Source organism: Paraburkholderia sp. RL17-383-BIF-A (genome assembly GCF_046028015.1).
Classification (GTDB): domain Bacteria; phylum Pseudomonadota; class Gammaproteobacteria; order Burkholderiales; family Burkholderiaceae; genus Paraburkholderia.
Genome location: NZ_JARESR010000005.1, coordinates 304,841 through 325,911, shown reverse-complemented (window position 1 = coordinate 325,911; position 21,071 = coordinate 304,841). Strand labels below are relative to the sequence as shown.

The following is a 21,071-nucleotide window of genomic DNA, read 5'->3' as shown; positions in this document are numbered from 1 at the left end:
AAAACTCAGTGCGCCGCCGCGGCCGCCGCACCCGCGTCGCCACCGGCGCGCTCAGGCCTCGTGATCCAGATCAGCGCAATTAGCGCGACGAAGATACCAGCGGACACGAAGAACAGATCGTTCACACCCAGTTGCGCGGCCTGCTGCGTCGCCATCGAGTTGAACAGGCCATACGCCTGCGGTTGACTGAAGCCCGCCGCGCCCATTTGGCGGATCGACTGGTCGAACACCGGGTTGTACACGTTGGCCTGCTCGGCCAGTTGCGCATGATGCATGATCGAGCGGTGGTCCCACGCGGTCTGAAAGATCGACGTGCCGATGCCGCCGCACATGATCCGCACGAAATTCGACAAGCCCGACGCCGCCGGAATCCGGTTACCCGGCAGCCCTGACAAGGTAATCGACACCAGCGGGATGAAGAACCCGGCCATGCCGATTCCCTGAATCAAGGTCGGCACCAGCAGCGAGTACGTATCGACGCCGGTGGTATAGCGCGAACGCATCCAGAAACACAGCGCGAACACGAGGAACGACAAGGTCGCGATATAGCGCGGATCGGTACGCGGCAACACCTTGCCCGTGATCGGCGACAGCAGCACGGCGAACAGGCCGACCGGCGCCATGACCAGGCCGGCTTCGGTCGCCGTGTAGCCGATATCGGTTTGCAGCCACAGCGGCAGCAGCACGAGATTGCCGAAATAGAGCCCGTAACCGATCGACAAGGCGACCGTGCCGCCCGTGAAGTTGCGCCGGCTGAAAAGCGAGAGGTCGACCACCGGATGCTCGGCCGTCAATTCCCACACGATGAAGAACGCCAGCGCGATCACCGCGACCAGCGCCAGTACGACGATGGTGGTCGACGAAAACCAGTCGAGATCCTTGCCTTTGTCGAGCATGACCTGGAGCGAGCCGACCCAGACGATCAGCAGACCGAGCCCGACGCCGTCGATCGGCGCTTTTCTGATGACGGAATCGCGGTTGCGGAAGATCATCCACGTCGCCACGGCGGCAATCGCGCCGACCGGAATGTTGACGTAGAAAATCCACGGCCACGAGATGTTGTCCGAAATCCAGCCGCCGAGAATCGGGCCCGCCACCGGCGCGATCAGCGTGGTCATGGCCCACATGGATAGCGCCATGGGCGCCTTGGCGCGTGGATAGCTCGCGAGCAGCAGCGTTTGCGACAGCGGGATCATAGGACCGGCCACCGCGCCTTGCAACACGCGCGAAGCGAGCAGGAACGGCAGCGTCGGCGCGAGGCCGCACATCCACGACGAGATCACGAACAGGATGATCGACGCCATGAACAGGCGCACCTGGCCGATGCGGTCGGTCAGCCAGCCGGTGAGCGGCACGGAGATCGCATTGGCGACCGCGAACGAGGTGATGACCCACGTGCCCTGGTCGGACGACACACCGAGGTCGCCGGAAATCGACGGAATCGATACGTTCGCGATTGACGTGTCGAGCACGTTCATGAAGACGGCGAGCGACACCGCGATGGTACCGATCACCAGTTGCGCGCCCTCGAGCGGCGGGTGAGGGACTTGCGCCTGAGCCTGAGCCATTAAAGAAGCCTTGTCTGATTCGTCACTCGGCTTACATCAGCTTCGCGGCGGCAGGCTTCGCGCTGCCGGCCTGGGCCGACTTCTGCGAGCCGCCGTTCGGGCCTGCGTTTTCCGAAATGATGCGGGCGATTTCGGCGTCGGCCTCGCCACCGTACTTTTCGAACACGTTGGTCTGATAGACCGTGTTCGGCGCCTGACCGAGCTGGCCGCCGTTGTCGTCCTTGATGCTCACGTCAGCCTGCATCGACAGGCCGATGCGCAGCGGGTGCTGTTCGAGTTCCTTCGGATCGAGCGCGATCCGCACCGGCAGACGCTGCACCACCTTGATCCAGTTGCCGGTCGCGTTCTGCGCGGGCAACAGCGAGAACGCCGAACCCGTGCCGGCCGAGAAGCCGACCACCTTGCCGTGATACACCACCGACGAGCCGTACACGTCGGCCGTCAGTTCGACCGGCTGGCCGATGCGCATGTGCTTGAGCTGCACTTCCTTGAAGTTCGCGTCGACCCACACGCCGCCGAGCGGCACGATCGCCATGAGCGGAGTGCCCGGCGAGACGCGCTGGCCGACCTGCACCGAGCGTTTCGCCACGTAGCCCGTGACCGGCGCCGGCAGGTTGTTACGCGCGTTGTTCAGGTATGCGTCGCGGACCTTCGCGGCGGCGGCCTGCACGTTCGGGTGATTCGCGATCGTGGTGTTGGCGGTCAGCGCGCGGTTCGACGCCAGTTGCTGCTGGGCGGCGTCCACGGCGGCTTGCGCGCTCTTCACGGCGTCGCGGGCGTGCGAGATTTCTTCCTGCGACACGGCGCCGGTTTGCGCAACCGTCATACGGCGCTTCAGGTCGTCCTGGGCGCGCGACAGGTCGGCCTGACGCACGGCGACTTGCGCCTGATATTGATTGTCGTCGGCGAACAGGCCGCGCACCTGGCGCACCGTCTGCGCCAGATTGGCCTCGGCCTGTTCCAGCGCGACGCGGGCGTCGGCCGGATCGAGCACGACGAGCGGGTCGCCGGCCTTCACCGTCTGGGTGTCGTCCGCGTTCACGGCGACGACCGTGCCGGTGACTTGCGGCGTGATCTGGACGACGTTGCCATTCACATACGCGTCGTCGGTGTCTTCGTGAAAACGCGCGACGAGGAAGTAGTAAAGGCCGTAAGCGATCGCGGCGATCAGGATCACGATGACGAGCAGCGTCATCATGCGCTTGCGTTTGCCGTTATTCGCCGATTGTGCCGGTTGGGTGTTAGCCGCGGGCTGCTGGGGGGTGCTCATTGATGTGCTCCGGGTTCTCTCAAGCGTCGTCGTTTATTCGGATGTTCGTGCGAGTGTTCGTTCTGGCCGTGGTTCGCGCGCTCAATTTGCCGCCGCGGTCGCGGCGGTGGCCGATGCCGGGGCATCGGTCGGCACCACGAGGCCGGTTTGCGTCGCGTCGAAACCGCCGCCGAGCGCCTTGATGAGGCTGATCTGCATGTCGCGGCGGCGCATCTTCAGGCTGGTGACCGTCTGTTCAGCGGCGAGGCGGTTCTGGTCGGCGGTCAGCACCTGCAACTGCGGTGACAAACCGGCCTTGTAGCGGATCACCGCCAGCTGATACGCCTTGGTCGATGCGTCGAGCGCGCGCTGTGCGTCGCCTTGCTGCTGGTCGATCGACTTGATCGACGAGACTTGCGTCGCGACGTCCGAGAGCGCGTTGATCAGCGTCTGGTTGTAGTTCGCCACATCGAGGTCGAAGTCGGCATAACGGCCCTTCAGTTGCGAGCGCAGCGCGCCGGCGTCGAAGATCGGCAGATGAATCGCCGGGCCGAATTGCATCTGGCGGCTGCCGGCCTTGAGGAAGCGGCCCCAGCCGAACGCGTCGAAACCGAAGCCGGCCGCGAGGTTCACGTCCGGAAAGAATTCGGCCTTGGCTTCCTTCACGTCGTGCATCGCGGCTTCGACCTGCCAGCGGGCGGCGACGATATCCGCGCGGCGCGCCACGAGGTCGGCGGGCAGATTGTTCGGCAGTGCCACGACGTCGCCCTTGGTCAGCGTGGGTTCGGCGATCTGCAGGCCGCGATCCGGACCCTTGCCGAGCAGCGCGCCCAACTGGTAGCGCACGACCGTGATCTGGCCGTCGAGGTCGGTCAAATTGGCCTGGGTGGTCGCGATGTTGCCGTTCGCGGTTTGCCGCTCGACATTGGTGTCGAGGCCGGCGGCCACGCGGCCGTTGGTGATGCGGCCGATATCCTGGCGGTTGGCGATTTCGCGCGCGGCGATGTCGCGCAACGCGTACAGCTGCGCGAGCTGGTTGTACGTGCTGGCCACCGACGCCGCGAGCGTGACGCGCGCCTGCTGCATGTCGGCCTCAGCGGCCTTTTCCTGCGACACGGCCTGGCCGAGACGCTGGCGATTCTTGCCCCACAGGTCCAGATCCCACGACGCGCTCGCGAGCACGTTGTTTTCGCTATACCAGGTGCCGCCGTACGGAGGCGGGTAGAGCGCGTTTTCGGAGAAGAGCTCGCGGGTCCACGAGTAGCTGGCGTTGGCCTTCGGATAAAGGGCCGCGCGCGAACTCTCGATATAGGACGAGGCTTTGGCGAGCCGCGCCTGGGCTTGCGCGATCGACGGGCTGCCTTCCAGCGCTTCCGCGATCAGCTTGGGCAATTGCGGGTCGCCGAACTGGTTGGCCCAATCGAGCGACGGCCACTGGCCGCTCTGAGCGGGCAGGCTCTGCGCGGACTCGTACTGGGCCGGCGACGACATCTGCTTGTCGCTTTTCATGCCGATGTAGTTCGCGCACCCTGTGAGGGCGAGCACCGTCACCGCGGCGGCGACAGCGGCCCGGCTCGAAAGCGCGGGCGCGGACAGGGAAAGGGATTTCATCGCTCGACTCTTTGAGTGAATTGTAATGATGGACGCTGCAAGCAATTTCTTACGATTTACTGTCAAAATTGCTTGCTGCATCACGGGTTAGTCCCGTTTGGTCGCCGGAATTGAGGAGCACGCGGCGCAGCATGCTCTTCAGAAAACCCACTTCTTCCGGGGTGAAGCCGCCGAGCAGGTTGTCCATCACGCCGGTGAAAATAGCCGGCATTCTGGCGGCGATCGCGAGACCTTCCGGCGTCAGCGCGAGGCGCACGACCCGGCGGTCTTCGTTGCTGCGCACCCGTGTAAGCAGGCCGCGCTTTTCCAGCCGGTCGATCAGACGCGTGATGGCGCTTGCGTCGATGCCATATTCACGCGCCAGTTCGGCCGCCAGCAGGCACTTGCCGCTCGCCACCATGAACAGGATGCTGCCTTGCTGGCTGGTGATGCCCAACTCGGCCATGCTGCGCTGATTGACCAGGTTCGACATGGTCGATTTCACTCGCGAGATCAGGTAGCCGACGCTTTCGCCTAACTGGTACTCACTGATGACGTCCGGCGTGGGTGTGGAAGACGGCTCGGTCATGATTCTCGTGCGAATGCAATGGTTGACTAGGCAGGATTATAGTGGGCGGTTGGTTGACGCGGCAAGTGTTATTACAGCTTAGGCAAAGGTCTATTCCATCTCAAGGCAAGGTCCGCGCGATTTTGCGTAGGGTTTTGCCGGCCCTTACACTTTATTTCCGGCGCACCGCTACGAGGAAGACGGCGGGCTTATCAGGGAATACCAGAAAGCTTCATTTACGCGTGCTATAATGTTGGGTTCCCAAAAGTGCGCTTTGGGCTTTGTTGGCTTCGTACACAATGCTGCTCTGCTGGCGCACTCAACTGTCTCCAGGTTCCTATGACTCGCGCCCTACGCAACATCGCCATCATTGCCCACGTCGACCACGGCAAGACCACGCTCGTCGACCAGCTCCTCCGTCAAACCGCCACGTTCCGTGACAACCAGCAGATCGCTGAGCGGGTGATGGACTCGAACGACATCGAAAAAGAACGTGGCATCACGATTCTTTCCAAGAACTGCGCGGTCGAGTACGAAGGCACGCACATCAACATCGTCGACACCCCGGGCCACGCGGACTTCGGCGGTGAAGTGGAGCGCGTGCTGTCGATGGTCGACTCCGTGCTGCTGCTGGTCGACGCCGTTGAAGGTCCGATGCCGCAAACGCGCTTCGTGACCAAGAAGGCGCTGGCGCTCGGCCTGAAGCCGATCGTCGTGATCAACAAGGTGGACCGGCCGGGCGCGCGGATCGACTGGGTGATCAACCAGACGTTCGACCTGTTCGACAAGCTCGGCGCAACCGACGAACAACTCGACTTCCCGATCGTCTACGCATCGGGTCTGAACGGCTACGCAGGCTTGACCCCGGACGTGCGCGAAGGTGATATGCGCCCGCTGTTCGAGGCTGTGCTGCAACACGTGCCGGTCCGTCCGGCCGATCCGGAGGCGCCGCTGCAACTGCAGATCACGTCGCTGGACTATTCGTCGTATGTCGGCCGTATCGGCGTCGGCCGTATCACGCGTGGCCGCATCAAGCCCGGCATGGCGGTCGCCGTCCGTTCGGGTCCCGACGGCGCGATCCTGAACCGCAAGATCAACCAGGTGCTGTCGTTCAAGGGTCTGGAGCGCGTGCAGGTCGACTCGGCTGAAGCCGGCGACATCGTGCTGATCAACGGTATCGAAGAAATCGGCATTGGCGTGACCATCTGCGCACCGGAACAACCGGAAGCGCTGCCCATGATCACCGTCGACGAACCGACGCTGACCATGAACTTCCTCGTCAACTCGTCGCCGCTGGCCGGCCGCGAAGGCAAGTTCGTCACGAGCCGTCAGATCCGTGACCGCCTGATGAAGGAACTGAACCACAACGTCGCGCTGCGCGTGAAGGAAACCGGCGACGAAACCACGTTCGAAGTGGCGGGCCGCGGTGAGCTGCACCTGACCATTCTGGTGGAAAACATGCGTCGCGAAGGCTACGAGCTGGCCGTGTCGCGTCCGCGCGTGGTGATGACGGAAGTCGACGGCGTGAAGCACGAGCCGTACGAAAACCTGACGGTCGACATGGAAGACGGCCACCAGGGCGGCGTGATGGAAGAGTTGGGCCGTCGCAAGGGCGAAATGCTCGACATGGCGTCGGACGGCCGTGGCCGTACGCGTCTCGAATACCGTATTTCGGCGCGCGGCCTGATCGGCTTCCAGTCGGAATTCCTCACGCTCACGCGCGGCACGGGCCTGATGAGCCACACGTTCGACTCGTATCAGCCGGTGCGCGAAGGCGCGGTCGGCGAGCGTCGCAACGGCGTGCTGATTTCGCAGGACGACGGCGCGGCAGTCGCGTACGCCTTGTGGAAGCTGCAGGATCGCGGCCGTATGTTCGTGTCGCCGGGCGAGCCGCTGTACGAAGGCATGATCATCGGCATTCACAGCCGTGACAACGACCTGGTCGTGAACCCGATCAAGGGCAAGCAACTGACCAACGTGCGTTCGTCGGGTACGGACGAAGCGGTGCGCCTCGTGCCGCCGATCCAGATGTCGCTGGAATACGCGGTCGAATTCATCGACGACGACGAGCTGGTCGAAGTCACGCCGCAATCCATCCGTCTGCGCAAGCGTTATCTGAAGGAACACGAGCGCCGCAGCGCGAGCCGTAAGGGCGCGGTGGACTGAGTGAATGGCACGTGCGCTTGAGGTGCTGCTGTTACTGACCTCGGCGCCGCGTGGATAAAAATAAGCCGTTCCGGACTTGTCCGGAACGGCTTCTTTCATTTGGGCGGCGGCCGGGACAGGTTGCATTTGTCGGCCGTGATTCGTGCTTTGTGTGAGGTGAGGTTTAGAGTTGGGTGTGGTGGAGTCCAAAGTGTCGTAGCAATTCATTGGTCTCGGGCAGAACGACGCCGGGCGGAGGAACTTGGGTGACCGGCGCTGCTGAGCCCCAATCACGCGCTGCGGGCGGCGTATAGAAATTAACGCTATCCGGGGCGACCACGTACCCATCCTCTGAGAATGCTGTACCTAGGTAATTGGTCAAAGAGTTTTGCATATCCGCAAGGTTGCTATACGTGAAGGCGCCGTTGTTCGGATCGAAAAGTGTGTACTGGCTCCCGCCCGGAAGATGCTGTATGGCTAACGCGTGTCCGTATGGCTCCGACGCCATCGAGTCAGCGTGCCGGATGCCTAAACGTATGTATGCGAGGGCGCCTTCAGGCATGGTGTTGCCATCGAAGGAATGGATCAATCCGTCGATGCGGGTCGAGCGATCAGCCCTGCCGTCGGGGTTGAAATTAGTGCTCGACGACTGGCGATAGTTCGCGAGTGGCGGGAGCCTCGATCCTCTCTGGAAACCGTCGATCCGGTCATAAATGCCCCCGTGGTTTGAGGCTGACAGGGTGTCCATGTCCCTGTTCATATGGCTGATCGCTTCCTGCAAGGTGTCGGGGGCGGAGGCGCCATCGGTTGCGCGATCAACGCGGCGCATGGCTTCGAAAACAACGCCTTGGCAACTGCCCTTCCCATCGGGGCCGTTTCTCGTCCTGGCGTGGTAGGCCTGATCGAATCTTTCGTGCGATGTTGCATCGTGGAGAAGCTCCTCTCCGCCTCTGCATTCCCGGAAGTAGGACCCGCTACAGGCGCCCAGCACCTGGCCGCGTTTGTCCCGATCCAGTGTCTGATCGGCGCCCGGCCCTTGTTTCGCAGGGTCGGTCGGTCCGTTGCCGATCGCGCCCGGTGTCGGATCGACGGAACGCCCAAGGCGCGGTGTGCGCCTGTCCCCGGACAAAATCTGGCCCGGGAACACCGTTGGTGTCTGTGCCGGCGTTTTCGGTGCGAAAGACGTGCTGTCGGAAACCTGTTTCTGCATAACTGCGCTCATGCTCTGGACAGTGAGTCCCATTAGGTCATTCCTTTGGAAAATCGTAAAAACACCGTGAAAGTAACGGCATACCGATACGCATCGCTTCCTTTGATCAGCGGCGATCCTCTCGTCGGCCTGTCAATGCCGGAACCGTATTGCGTGCATGCAGTCTGTGGAAAACGTCACCGCGCAGGGTATTGAGCAGCCACTACATCCGAAGGTGGCCAGAAGGTGCGGGTGTCCGCGGCCTCGTCTTGTTTATGCGCCACGGCGAACAGCGGTGCGCCCCACAACATGATTTCCCTCTTTGTGTCTATGCATGCGGGCGCCTCCTATTGAGGGCGATCGTTGCGCATGGCGCCATGCACTCTTGCGGATTCTCGAAACGACGCGCAAACGCCGTCCGGACGGGCTCTGGCGCCGGTCCGTCTGCTATCTGCACTATCCGTTCTGTGATATGCTCCCCGGGTGCAAAGTTTTAGGTCCTTCCAAGCAAGACTTGATTCGCGCAATCCGCTAAACGGTCAGGCCGTGTCGCGGAAGGTTCTGTAACCCGCTATTTCTCGAGAAGCTCGAAGAAAGGTGAGCGTAAAAATGATGAAGCAATTCCAGTCGAACTCTTATCTGTTCGGCGGCAATGCTCCGTACGTAGAAGAAATGTACGAAGCGTATCTCGATAATCCGGCGTCAGTGCCCGAGAACTGGCGCAGCTATTTCGACGCGTTGCAGAACGTCCCTGCATCGGATGGCAGCAATGCCAACGACGTGGCCCATGGCCCGATCGTCGAATCGTTTGCGCAACGCGCCAAGGCCAACGCCTTCATCCCGCGCACCGCAACCGGCGGCGAAGACCTCGCCACCGCGCGAAAGCAAGTCTATGTGCAGTCCCTCATCGGCGCATATCGCTTCCTCGGCTCGCAATGGGCCAATCTCGATCCCCTGAAGCGCCGCGAACGTCCCGCCATCCCCGAACTCGAACCCGCGTTCTACGACTTCACCGAAGCCGACATGGACCAGGAGTTCAGCGCCACGAATCTGTATTTCGGATTCGAGCGTGCTTCGCTGCGCGAGATCGTCAAGGCATTGCGCGACACGTACTGCGGCACGATCGGCGCCGAGTACATGTACATCAGCGATCCGGAACAGAAGCGCTGGTGGAAAGAGAAGCTGGAATCGATCCGCTCCACGCCGAACTTTTCGAACGAAAAGAAAAAGCACATCCTGAATCGCCTGACGGCCGCTGAAGGCCTCGAGCGCTTCCTGCACACCAAGTACGTCGGCCAGAAACGCTTCTCGCTCGAAGGCGGCGAAAGCTTCATCGCGTCGATGGACGAAGTCGTGCGTCACGGCGGCGCCAATGGCGTTCAGGAAATCGTCATCGGCATGGCTCACCGTGGCCGTCTGAACGTGCTGGTCAATACGCTCGGCAAGATGCCGGCGGACCTGTTCGCCGAATTCGAAGGCAAGCACCACGACGACCTGCCGGCCGGCGACGTGAAGTACCACAAGGGTTTCTCGTCGGACGTCTCGACCGAAGGCGGCCCGGTTCACCTGTCGCTCGCGTTCAACCCGTCGCACCTCGAAATCGTCAACCCGGTGGTCGAAGGTTCGGCCAAGGCCCGTATGGACCGTCGCGGCGACGACAGCGGCCTGCAAGTGCTGCCGGTGCAGATCCACGGCGACGCGGCTTTCGCCGGCCAGGGCGTCGTGATGGAAACGCTGAACCTCGCGCAAACGCGTGGTTACGGCACGCACGGCACGCTGCACATCGTCATCAACAACCAGATCGGCTTCACGACGTCGGACCCGCGCGACTCGCGCTCCACGTTGTATTGCTCGGACGTGGTCAAGATGATCGAAGCGCCGGTGCTGCACGTGAACGGTGACGATCCTGAAGCAGTGGTGCTGGCTACGCAGCTGGCTATCGACTTCCGGATGCAGTTCCACAAGGACGTCGTCGTCGACATCGTCTGCTTCCGCAAGCTGGGTCACAACGAGCAGGACACGCCGGCTGTCACGCAGCCGCTGATGTACAAGACGATCGCCAAGCACCCGGGCACGCGCGCGCTGTACGCTGAAAAGCTGGTGCAGCAAGGCGTGATCACGGCTGCCGACGCGGACGAATACGTCAAGGCCTACCGCAAGGCCATGGACGAAGGCCATCACACGGTCGACCCGGTGCTCTCGAACTACAAGAGCAAGTACGCGGTGGACTGGGTGCCGTTCCTGAACCGCAAGTGGACCGACGCCGCGGATACCGCAGTGCCGCTCGCGGAACTGAAGCGCCTTGCTGAGCGCATCACCACGATTCCGGAAAACTTCAAGGTTCACCCGCTGGTCGAGCGCGTCATCAACGACCGTCGCGCGATGGGCCGTGGCGAAGCGAAGCTCGACTGGGGCATGGGCGAACACCTGGCATTCGCGTCGCTGGTCGCTTCGGGCTACGCGGTTCGCCTGACCGGTCAGGACTCGGGCCGGGGCACGTTCACGCACCGCCACGCGGTGCTGCACGATCAGAACCGCGAACGCTGGAACGACGGCACGTACGTGCCGCTGCAGAACATCGCTGAAGGTCAGGCGAAGTTTACGGTGATCGACTCGGTGCTGTCGGAAGAAGCGGTGCTGGGCTTCGAGTACGGTTACTCGACCGCTGAACCGAATACGTTCGTCGCGTGGGAAGCGCAGTTCGGCGATTTCGTGAACGGCGCGCAAGTCGTGATCGACCAGTTCATCTCGTCGGGCGAAGTGAAGTGGGGCCGCGTTTCGGGTCTCACCATGCTGCTGCCGCATGGCTACGAAGGTCAGGGTCCGGAGCACTCGTCGGCACGTATCGAGCGTTTCCTGCAATTGTGCGCAGACCACAACATGCAGGTCGTTCAACCGACCACGCCGGCGCAGATTTTCCACCTGTTGCGCCGTCAGATGATCCGCCTGTTCCGCAAGCCGCTGATCGTCGCCACGCCGAAGTCGCTGCTGCGCCACAAGGAAGCCGTGTCGGATCTGTCCGAACTGGCGAAGGGCGCGTTCCAGCCGATCCTCGGCGAAATCGACGAAGCGATCGACGCGAAGAAGGTCAAGCGCGTGGTCGTGTGCTCGGGCCGCGTGTACTACGACCTGCTGGCGCATCGCCGTGAATCGAAGTCGAACGACGTCGCAATCATCCGTATCGAACAGCTCTATCCGTTCGCGCACAAGCAGTTCGAAGCGGAAATGAAGAAGTACGACAACGCGACCGAAGTGGTCTGGGTGCAGGACGAGCCGCAGAATCAAGGCCCGTGGTTCTACATCGAGCACCACCTGAAGGACGGCATGAAGGAAGGGCAGAAGCTGGCATACAGCGGACGTCCGGCTTCGGCCTCGCCGGCAGTCGGCTACTACGCGAAGCACTACGAGCAGCAGAAGGCGCTGGTCGAAGGCGCTTTCGGCCGCCTCAAGAGCGCGTCGATCGCTAAATAATCACAAGAGCCGAACCGGGAAAGCGCAGGGCGCTTTCCCGTGCCGCATCTGAATGATCAGCGCGGCAGTCAAGGTTCGCAGGCGGTCGGCGGATCCATGGATCGCGCGCCGTCACCCGATACGTATTCAGGATATTCATAATGGCTATTGTTGAAGTCAAGGTTCCCCAGCTCTCCGAGTCGGTTTCGGAAGCCACGATGCTGCAGTGGAAGAAGAAGCCCGGCGAGGCTGTTGCTCAAGACGAAATTCTCATCGAAATCGAGACCGACAAAGTCGTGCTCGAAGTGCCGGCACCCTCGGCCGGCGTGCTCGCGCAAGTCATCGCGAACGACGGCGATACCGTCGTCGCTGATCAGGTGATCGCCAAGATCGACACCGAAGGCACGGCAGGCGCCGCTGCTGTCGAAGCCGAAGTGAAGCCCGCTCCGCAAGCCGCACCGGCACCCGCCGCTGCACCGGCTCCGGCGGCTCAAGCCGCATCCGCAACGGGTGCCAACACCGCTGCTTCGCCGGCTGCCGGCAAGCTGATGGCCGAGAAGGGCCTGGGCGCGGGCGACGTCGCCGGCACGGGCCGCGACGGCCGCATCACCAAGGGTGACGTGCTGACCGCGGGCGCTCCTGCTGCCAAGGCCGCACCGGCACCGGCTCCGGCCGCCGCACCGAAGGCTGCGAAGCCGTCGCTGCCGGACGTCAAGGCGCCGGCTTCGGCTGACCAATGGCTGAAGGACCGCCCGGAACAACGCGTGCCGATGTCGCGTCTGCGCGCTCGTATCGCCGAGCGTCTGCTCGAGTCGCAGCAAACCAACGCCATCCTGACCACGTTCAACGAAGTGAACATGGCGCCGGTGATGGACCTGCGCAACAAGTACAAGGACAAGTTCGAGAAGGAACATGGCGTGAAGCTCGGGTTCATGTCGTTCTTCGTGAAGGCGGCGGTTCACGCGCTGAAGAAGTTCCCGCTGGTGAACGCGTCGATCGACGGTAACGACATCGTCTATCACGGCTACTTCGACATCGGTATCGCTGTCGGTTCGCCGCGCGGTCTGGTGGTGCCGATCCTGCGCAATGCAGATCAGCTGAGCCTCGCCGACATCGAGAAGAAGATCGCCGAATTCGGCCAGAAGGCGAAAGACGGCAAGCTGTCGATCGAAGAAATGACCGGCGGCACGTTCTCGATCTCGAACGGTGGTGTGTTCGGTTCGATGCTGTCGACCCCGATCATCAACCCGCCGCAATCCGCGATTCTGGGCGTGCACGCCACGAAGGAACGCGCTGTGGTCGAAAACGGCCAGATCGTGATCCGCCCGATGAACTACCTGGCGCTGTCGTACGACCACCGGATCATCGACGGTCGCGAAGCGGTGCTGTCGCTGGTTGCCATGAAGGATGCGCTGGAAGATCCGGCTCGCCTGCTGCTGGACCTGTAATCACCGACCCGGCCGGTGCCGGCTTGTCGTAGGGCGAGCCGGCACCATATAAGCATCAGGCAAGCAACACGTCTTTCGCATTCCGCAGTACAGGAACGCCGCGCGCCACGAAGCGTGGCCGCGCGCCGTTCCGCCCTCAAAAGGATTGTCATGTCCAAAGAATTTGACGTCGTCGTGATCGGCGCAGGCCCTGGCGGTTATATCGCCGCTATTCGCGCAGCGCAGCTCGGCAAGACCGTCGCATGTATCGAAAAATGGAAGAACCCGGCCGGCGCGCTGAAGCTCGGCGGCACGTGTCTGAACGTGGGTTGCATTCCGTCGAAGGCGCTGCTCGCGTCGTCGGAAGAGTTTGAAAACGCGTCGCATCACCTCGCCGACCACGGCATCTCCGTGGAAAACGTGAAGGTCGATATCTCGAAGATGCTGGCCCGCAAGGAAGGCATCGTCGAAAAGATGACGAAGGGCATCGAATTCCTGTTCCGCAAGAACAAGATCACGTGGCTCAAGGGTCACGGCAAGTTCACCGGCAAGACGGACGCCGGCGTGCAGATCGAAGTGAGCGGCGAAGGCGAAACCGAAGTGGTCACGGCAAAGAACGTGATCATCGCCACGGGTTCGAAGGCGCGCCATCTGCCGAACATTCCGGTCGACAACAAGATCGTCGCCGATAACGAAGGCGCGCTGAGCTTCGACACGGCTCCGAAGAAGCTGGCCGTGATCGGCGCAGGCGTGATCGGTCTGGAACTGGGTTCGGTGTGGCGTCGTCTGGGCGCGGAAGTGACCGTGCTCGAAGCGCTGCCGGAATTCCTCGGCGCGGCTGATCAGGCGCTGGCTAAAGAAGCGGCCAAGCAGTTCAAGAAGCAGGGTCTGGACATCCACGTCGGCGTGAAGGTCGGCGAAGTGAAGACGACCGACAGCGGCGTGACGATTGCGTACACGGACAAGGACGGCAACGCGCAGACGCTGGAAGCCGACCGCCTGATCGTGTCGATCGGCCGCGTGCCGAACACCGACAACCTCGGTCTCGAAGCGATCGGCCTGAAGGCCAACGAGCGCGGTTTCATCGACGTCGACGACCACTGCGCAACGGCGGTGCCGAATGTGTACGCGATCGGCGACGTGGTGCGTGGCCCGATGCTCGCGCACAAGGCCGAAGACGAAGGCGTGCTGGTTGCCGAAATCATCGACGGTCAGAAGCCGCATATCGACTACAACTGCATTCCGTGGGTGATCTACACCGAACCGGAAATCGCATGGGTCGGCAAGACGGAGCAGCAGCTGAAGGCCGAAGGCCGCGAGATCAAGACGGGTCAGTTCCCGTTCATGGCGAACGGTCGCGCACTGGGCATCAACAAGGCGGATGGTTTCGTCAAGATGATCGCCGACGCGAAGACCGACGAACTGCTCGGCGTGCACATCATCTCCGCCAACGCATCGGACCTGATCGCGGAAGCCGTGGTGGCGATGGAATTCAAGGCGGCGTCGGAAGACATCGGCCGCATTTGCCATCCGCACCCGTCGCTGTCGGAAGTCATGCGCGAGGCGGCACTGGCCGTCGACAAGCGCGCGCTGAACATGTAATCACGCGCACGCCTGACTGACAGTACTCCGGCATTACCACGAAGGCGGGCGGGTTCATTCCCTCCCGCCTTTCTATTTGCAGCAACGGCAACACGATGAACGTCACCGAATACTACGAAAAAGAACTGCAGACGCGGGGTTACCAATCGGACCCGGCGCAACGCGCGGCGGTCGACCGGCTGCAGCGGTGCTATGAAGAGTGGACCGAATACAAGTCGCGCCGCTCGAACGCGTTCAAGAAACTGATCATCCACCCGGATCTGCCACGCGGCGTGTATATGTGGGGCGGTGTAGGGCGCGGCAAGAGCTTCCTGATGGACAGCTTCTACATGATCGTGCCGCTGCATCGCAAAACGCGTCTGCATTTCCACGAGTTCATGCGCGAAGTGCACCGGGAACTAGAAGATCTGAAAGGTCAGGCCGATCCGCTCGACGAACTCGCGCGCCGGATCGCGAAGCGCTACCGGTTGATCTGTTTCGACGAATTCCACGTGTCGGATATCGCCGACGCGATGATCCTGTACCGCCTGCTCGACAAGCTGTTCGAAAACGGCGTGCAGTTCGTGATGACCTCCAACTACGATCCGGACACGCTGTATCCGGACGGACTGCATCGCGACCGGATGTTGCCGGCGATCGAACTCATCAAGGCAAAGCTCGACGTGATCAACGTCGATGCGGGCATCGACTACCGGCAGCGAACCCTGGCTCAGGTGGAGGTATATCACTCGCCGCTTGGCGCCGCTGCTGACAAAGCATTGCGCGACGCTTTCGGGCGCCTTGCGGCCGTTCCCGATGAAAGCCCGATCCTGCATATCGAAAAACGCGAGCTGAAGGCGCTGCGCCGCGCCGACGGCGTCGTGTGGTTCGACTTCGCCACGTTGTGCGGCGGTCCGCGCTCGCAGAACGACTATCTGGAACTGGCAAGCCGCTTTCACGCCGTGGTGCTCTCGGGCGTGCCGCAGATGTCGGCGCGCATGGCTTCGGAAGCGCGCCGTTTCACCTGGTTGATCGACGTGTTTTACGACCACAAAGTGAAACTGTTGATGTCCGCCGCCGTGCCGCCCGAGCAACTATATGTGGACGGTCCGATGGCCAACGAGTTCACCCGAACGGTCTCACGTATCGTCGAAATGCAGTCGAAAGAGTATCTCGACGCGCCACGGCGGATCGTCGATACGTCGCTGACCTGACACACCGCGTGGTACCGCCGGCGGTGCTTTCGCGATAGATCGCACGGCGTTGGCGAACGGGGCAACTGCACCCGGCGTATTTTCAAGATTCGGATTGGTCTTATTCTCCGGCCGCGGACGACTGGCTATCTTTTGTCGAGGTTCTGACAAAGGAGAAACCATGAATCCCTACCGTGATATCAACGACGAAGAATGGCAACGTATCGCACCTCTTCTGCCGGAACTGCGTCCGCGCTCGGAACTGCGTGGCCGGCCGCTCGCCAATACGCGCTCTGTACTGAACGGCGTGCTGTGGGTCATGTACAGCGGCGCCACCTGGTCCGCCATGCCGCGTCGATACCCGTCGTATCAGACCTGCCATCGCCGCTTCAAGGCGTGGTATGAGTCCGGCGTACTCAAGCGGGTGATGGAACAACTGTTCGGCGCGGCGAGCGTCGAGTTGTGCGCGCTCATGGAAGGTCGGATGCGCTCGCACGTGAGTGCGGAGCAGAAGAGTGCCGAAACACAAAAAGCGGCGGTCGTCTCGCCTGCGGTGTTCAGCCCGGCATCGCCGCAGCCGCTGCCGTCCTCGCCGTTCGTGTTCAATTCGCCCTTCAAACACGCTGCATGACGGATTCGAACGGGCGACTCCAAACAAAAGAAAACGGCCGAACGATGATGATCGTCGGCCGTTTCTTGTGAGTCTCTCTCGGGTTCTTCCGCGCTCAAGTCCCCTGTATTTCTCTCGCGGTGTGGCCCGGGCTCTGCCAGGTGCTTCGGCGCATAGGTGCGCGCCTCGCGCCGAGCTCGCCGCGTTACATCTGAACTACCCGCGCATCATTGTTGACGCACCCACGTCTGCGAACGGCCCAGCAACGAAACGCCGATATATCCGCGCACGACCAGTTTGTTTCCACCGTCTTCCAGGTGCATCTTGCACTTGTAGAGCTTGCCGTTTTCCGGGTCGAGGATCTGCCCCTGGTCCCAGGCGTCACCGTCCTTCTTCATGTCGCTAATGATCGTCATGCCGAGAATCAGCTGATCCTTGCGCGCGTCGGTGCATGCCGTGCAGCGGCGGTCCGGCTGGTCGTTCGCGCCGAGTCCCTTGATCACCTTGCCATTGAGCGAACCGCTGCCGTCCTGCGCGATCTGCACGAGCGCTTTCGGCTGGCCGGTATGATCGTCGATGGTTTGCCATGTGCCGACCGGGCTGTCGGCTTGCGCCATGGCCGTCACGGCGCTGGCGAGCAGGACGCCGGCGAGCGCGGCATGTTTGACTGAGCGAAGCGCGATTGCGCGAGCACGGTGGGTGAATTGCGGCATTGTCTTCCTCCTTGATTAAAGACGGCGCGATCATGGTCGCGCGGCGTTATTGGCATCTCGGGCGGCCTTCGTACTTTGCCGCCGTGATGCCTGCTGATGTCTGCATGGCCTCTCAGGTTCTGCATCGTCCGGCTGGGTGCGCTACGTGCGGATTGCAGCTCGTGCGCCACCGGTCGCGACATCGTCAGCGCAGAATACGTGAAAGTGCGCGCGCCGTTTGATAGTGGACCCTCTAATCAGGACGCGGCACTTTGGCGAATCAGTTCAGCTGGTAGGAGAACGTCGCGTTGATGCGCGGACTGCGTGACGCGCTTTCCACCGGTGCATCGCCGATCGCTTTGGCCACCGACAGATCCAGGCTGTAGTACTTCGCGTCCGAGATCCGGAAGCCGAAGGCGATCGATGAAAGCTTCGAAGGTGAGGGCGTACCCGCATGCAGATAGACGCGCGCCATGTCGAACGAGACGTAGGGTGTGAGCGTGCGTAGATACGTGAAGCCCGGCGTGAAAGCGCGATTGACTTCGAACATCGCGCCCCAGCCTGAATCGCCCGATGCTTCGCCCGGCTGATAGCCTTGCGCAAACCGCTGCGCACCGAACGAGATCTGTTCCGAGGTAGGCAGCGACACGCCGCTGTATTGGCCGGTCAGCGAGACCGCGGTGCCGATCTTCAACGGCCACTCGTTGGTTTGCGAAAAGCTGGCGCCTGTTCGCACGAAGTTGATCGACGCCGGATTGGTGACGGGCGAGCCCGGCACATTCGAGTCGCCGGATTTCGACGCGCCCAGAATGTCGAACGCCTTGGCCACGTTGACACTCGCACGGCGTACCTGGCCGGTCTGCACGCCGGTGTAGTCGGCCTGCAACTGCATGACGCGTATTTGCGAGCGGAAGCCGATCTGCGCACCCGTGTCGTGGTTGTTGTAGCGATCCTCGTCGTGCGACGCGTAGACCGACGCCGTGCCGATCACGCTCTGCGTGTTGCTCAAGAGGATCGGATACGCCAGCGAGCCGCCCACCTTGTCGTTGATGACCGTGCGTTCGATCGAAGAGGGCAGTCCCGGGTTGTCGGTCGGGTTGCCGCGATAGTGCGAGGCGTCGATCTTCGCGAGCAGGCCGTTGCTGCCGATCGGCACCGCGCCGTGCGCGGCGAGATAGGTGACGTTGTCACGCCCCTTCGGCAGCAAGGCCGACACGCTCAACTGTTCGCCGAACGAGGTCAATCCGTTTTCGGTGGCGGTCAACAATCCTTGTACGCCGGGGTGATTGAAGTCGATCCCGGTGCTGACGTCGAACGGCTTGCGCTCCACGTTCAGCTCGAGCGTGGTGGCGCCGTCGGTGTTCTGCGGCGGCGGCACGTTGGCCGCGACCTTCACGCCCGGCAGCAGGCCCAGCACGTTGACATAACGCTCGAAGGTGGCGCGCCGCAACGGGCGGTCGGCGGTGATGTGGTCGGCGATCGCGCGGATCTTGTCTTCCACGGCGCCCGCCTTGCCCGTTACCTTGACCGCGGACACGTAGCCTTCCACCACCGTCACGCGCACCACGCCGCCTTCGAATGTCTGTGCCGGAACAAACGCGAACGAGAGCGCGAAGCCGCGATCCTGATAGAGCTTCGTGACGCCGTTGGCGACCTGGATCAGATCGCCGATTGTCGTGTCTTTACCGACAAGCGGCGTGAAGCGTTGTGCGACGTCGTCGAATGGAATGGACTTCACGCCCTCAACCTGAATGCGCGAGGGCGTGATGTGGCGGGCGAGCAATTCTTCGAGTTGGGGGGCTTGCGGTGCGACTTGCACGGTCACGTTGGGCCCTTTGTCGGGCGCCTTGATCTGCGGCAGCGAATCCAGGGGATTGCCGCCAACTGCCGTGCTGCCTGCGCGGGACTGCGCGTGTGCCTGCATCTGTAGGGTGCTCGCCGCAATCGCGGCGACTACGACGGTCCATGTGCTGCCATACCCGAGTTTCATCGGATCTTCCTCGTATGCCGTTCTTGTGTCGCGCTCGCGTTGCCTGGCCGGGCGGGTTGCGAACGCTTATATGTGGCTCGATGCGTACTGCCATGCTTGCATGTATTACGTCACATGCTCCGTGGGGCTTGAGCCTTCGCCGAAAAAAACCGGAGCACGTGATGAGTCGGACTGTTTATGCGCATTGGCTATTCGCGGCTTCAGGTTCCATCCGATGAGCTTGCGTGGAGCAAGTCTCATCGGATAGATGATGCGTGCGATAGCCGCAATACAGTTAGGCTTACTACTTATGGGTTGCCGGCAGCAAGCCGCCGAGCAGGGTCGTCAAGCCGCCCGTCGCGGTGCCCGAGCCGCTCGTCGAGCCTGCCGCCGAACTGAGCGTGCCGGTCAACTGGCCGACCAGTGCGGTCACCGGCGCGAGCGGCTGAGCGCTGCTACCCGAAGTGCCGCTCGTGACGCCGGACAGCGCGCCGGTCAGCGTCGACAACGGATTCGAAGCGCTACCCGAACCGCCCAGCGTCGAAGTCAGCGAACTCAACGGCGAACCGCCCAGCGTCGAAGTCAACGAACTCAACGGCGAACCGCCCAGCACCGAAGTCAGCGAACTCAACGGCGTGCCATTCAGACCGGAAGTCAGCGAACCCAGCGGCGTGCCGCTTAGCGCCGAGGTCAGGCCGGCGAGCGGGGTGCCGCCGAGCAGTGTCGATAACGAGCCGACCGGATTGCTGCCAAGTCCGAGACTCGCCAGCGAACTTTGCAGCGGGCCGAACGGATTGCTACTGGCGGGCGGCCCATTGGCGACGTTGACGTTCGTGCTGCCGACGAGGCTCGTAATCAGTCCGGGAATCGGCATGGCGCCGTTCGGGCCGTTCGGATTGACGAGGCCGCCAGCGTTCGTCACCGTGTTGCCGAGCGAGCCGACCACCGTGCCGAGATCGGCGCCGAGCGGGTTCTTCGTGGCGCCGCCTACTTGCGAGCCGGCGGCGCTCAACGCGCCGCCCACTTGCGCGAGCACGCCGCCGAGCGGTGCGCCGAGGCCGGTCTGCGTGCCGACCGTTTGCGTGACGAGGCCGGCCGTCGTCACGATCGGCGTGATGGCGGTGCTGATCGGTTGCGTGATCTGCTGCACGGGCACGGAGCCGAGCGAATTGCCGAGTGTCGCGCCACCGGCGTTCAGCGCGCCCGCGGCGGTGGAGAGGGTGCTGGCCAACGGTGTCGTGAGCGGCGACAGCGGCGCGAGATTGCCGCTGCCGAGACCGCCGACCGCGGTGCTCAATCCTTGCACCACGCCGCTCGTCGAACCGACCACGGAGCCGAGTCCGGCAACCGTGGTGCCGACCGGGTTGGCCGTGGTGCCGATCTGGCCGACGCCGCTGCTCACGGCATTGGCGAGCGCGTTCAGCGTGCCGCTCGTGCTCGATACGGCATTGCCGAGACCTTGCGTGACCTGCGGGCTCAGGCCCGGAATGGTCTGCGAGGCGATCGTCGAGCCGAGGTCGTTGGTGGTCTGTGCGGCCGCGGTGGCGAGGCCGGTGGTGCCGGTCTTGGTGGTGGTGGTGCCGCCGGTGGTCGAGCCGGAGCCGCTGCCGCTACCGGTGCTCGAGGTGGTCGGCGGCGCGCTGACGGTGCTGCCGCCACACGCCGCGAGCAGGCCGGCGACGGCCACGGCGATCAATGGTGTGCGCAACGACGACACAGTCGCGCACGTCGCGTGGAGAGAAAAAAAACGTTGAGTGGACATGTGTGCTCCTCCGTGTCTTCTGGATGTCGTGTGCGTTGGTTCCAGTGCGCCGGTGCAACGGGTCTCTGAGCGGCGCGC

General features: G+C 62.7%; 13 protein-coding genes and 1 pseudogene. 6 read left to right on the top strand and 8 right to left on the bottom strand.

Features of this window, described 5'->3' with window-relative positions:
* Positions 1 to 5: 5 nt before the first annotated feature.
* The 4 genes and pseudogenes from P0D71_RS08860 to P0D71_RS08845 all read right to left on the bottom strand — a co-directional run.
* Positions 6 to 1,580 (bottom strand): annotated as a pseudogene (locus P0D71_RS08860) (DHA2 family efflux MFS transporter permease subunit); the annotation flags it as partial.
* A 19-nt stretch (positions 1,581 to 1,599) separates the two neighbouring features.
* Entirely contained in the window at positions 1,600 to 2,838 is a 1,239-nt protein-coding gene (locus P0D71_RS08855) for an EmrA/EmrK family multidrug efflux transporter periplasmic adaptor subunit (protein ID WP_408479749.1), read from the bottom strand.
* Positions 2,839 to 2,919: 81 nt separating this feature from the next.
* Entirely contained in the window at positions 2,920 to 4,428 is a 1,509-nt protein-coding gene (locus P0D71_RS08850) for an efflux transporter outer membrane subunit (protein ID WP_091794891.1), read from the bottom strand.
* A 49-nt stretch (positions 4,429 to 4,477) separates the two neighbouring features.
* On the bottom strand, positions 4,478 to 4,996 hold the full coding sequence (locus P0D71_RS08845; protein ID WP_091794887.1) for a MarR family winged helix-turn-helix transcriptional regulator: 519 nt from the start codon (positions 4,994 to 4,996) through the stop codon (positions 4,478 to 4,480).
* A 318-nt stretch (positions 4,997 to 5,314) separates the two neighbouring features.
* Here P0D71_RS08845 and typA point away from each other — a divergent pair, with 318 nt between their 5' ends.
* Positions 5,315 to 7,141 carry a translational GTPase TypA gene (gene typA, locus P0D71_RS08840; protein ID WP_091794884.1) on the top strand — a complete coding sequence of 609 codons (1,827 nt, stop codon included), beginning with the start codon at positions 5,315 to 5,317 and terminating at the stop codon, positions 7,139 to 7,141.
* Positions 7,142 to 7,304: 163 nt separating this feature from the next.
* On the opposite strand, the gene P0D71_RS08835 is transcribed toward typA, so the two are convergent.
* A complete protein-coding gene (locus P0D71_RS08835) occupies positions 7,305 to 8,363 on the bottom strand; it encodes a hypothetical protein (protein ID WP_408479748.1) in 1,059 nt (352 codons plus the stop codon).
* Between the two features lie 555 nt (positions 8,364 to 8,918).
* On the opposite strand from P0D71_RS08835, the gene P0D71_RS08830 reads away from it, so the two are divergent.
* From P0D71_RS08830 to P0D71_RS08810, 5 genes are all read left to right on the top strand, one after another.
* Positions 8,919 to 11,780 (top strand): 2-oxoglutarate dehydrogenase E1 component, encoded by a 2,862-nt coding sequence (locus tag P0D71_RS08830; RefSeq protein ID WP_408479747.1) that lies wholly within the window; start codon positions 8,919 to 8,921, stop codon positions 11,778 to 11,780.
* A 140-nt stretch (positions 11,781 to 11,920) separates the two neighbouring features.
* Positions 11,921 to 13,207, top strand: coding sequence for a 2-oxoglutarate dehydrogenase complex dihydrolipoyllysine-residue succinyltransferase (gene odhB / locus P0D71_RS08825; RefSeq protein ID WP_408479746.1), 1,287 nt, complete (start codon positions 11,921 to 11,923; stop codon positions 13,205 to 13,207).
* Between the two features lie 150 nt (positions 13,208 to 13,357).
* Positions 13,358 to 14,788 (top strand): dihydrolipoyl dehydrogenase, encoded by a 1,431-nt coding sequence (gene lpdA, locus P0D71_RS08820; RefSeq protein ID WP_091794868.1) that lies wholly within the window; start codon positions 13,358 to 13,360, stop codon positions 14,786 to 14,788.
* A gap of 95 nt (positions 14,789 to 14,883) precedes the next feature.
* Entirely contained in the window at positions 14,884 to 15,981 is a 1,098-nt protein-coding gene (gene zapE, locus P0D71_RS08815) for a cell division protein ZapE (RefSeq protein ID WP_091794865.1), read from the top strand.
* Positions 15,982 to 16,141: 160 nt separating this feature from the next.
* Positions 16,142 to 16,591, top strand: a complete 450-nt coding sequence (locus tag P0D71_RS08810; RefSeq protein WP_091794861.1) for a transposase — start codon at positions 16,142 to 16,144, stop codon at positions 16,589 to 16,591.
* 206 nt (positions 16,592 to 16,797) lie between these two features.
* On the opposite strand, the gene P0D71_RS08805 is transcribed toward P0D71_RS08810, so the two are convergent.
* The 3 genes from P0D71_RS08805 to P0D71_RS08795 all read right to left on the bottom strand — a co-directional run bounded on the left by P0D71_RS08805 (position 16,798) and on the right by P0D71_RS08795 (position 20,993).
* Entirely contained in the window at positions 16,798 to 17,283 is a 486-nt protein-coding gene (locus tag P0D71_RS08805) for a DUF2147 domain-containing protein (protein WP_408479745.1), read from the bottom strand.
* 259 nt (positions 17,284 to 17,542) lie between these two features.
* Positions 17,543 to 19,252, bottom strand: coding sequence for a ShlB/FhaC/HecB family hemolysin secretion/activation protein (locus P0D71_RS08800; RefSeq protein WP_091794854.1), 1,710 nt, complete (start codon positions 19,250 to 19,252; stop codon positions 17,543 to 17,545).
* 283 nt (positions 19,253 to 19,535) lie between these two features.
* Positions 19,536 to 20,993 carry a collagen-like triple helix repeat-containing protein gene (locus P0D71_RS08795; protein WP_408479744.1) on the bottom strand — a complete coding sequence of 486 codons (1,458 nt, stop codon included), beginning with the start codon at positions 20,991 to 20,993 and terminating at the stop codon, positions 19,536 to 19,538.
* Positions 20,994 to 21,071 lie beyond the last annotated feature (78 nt).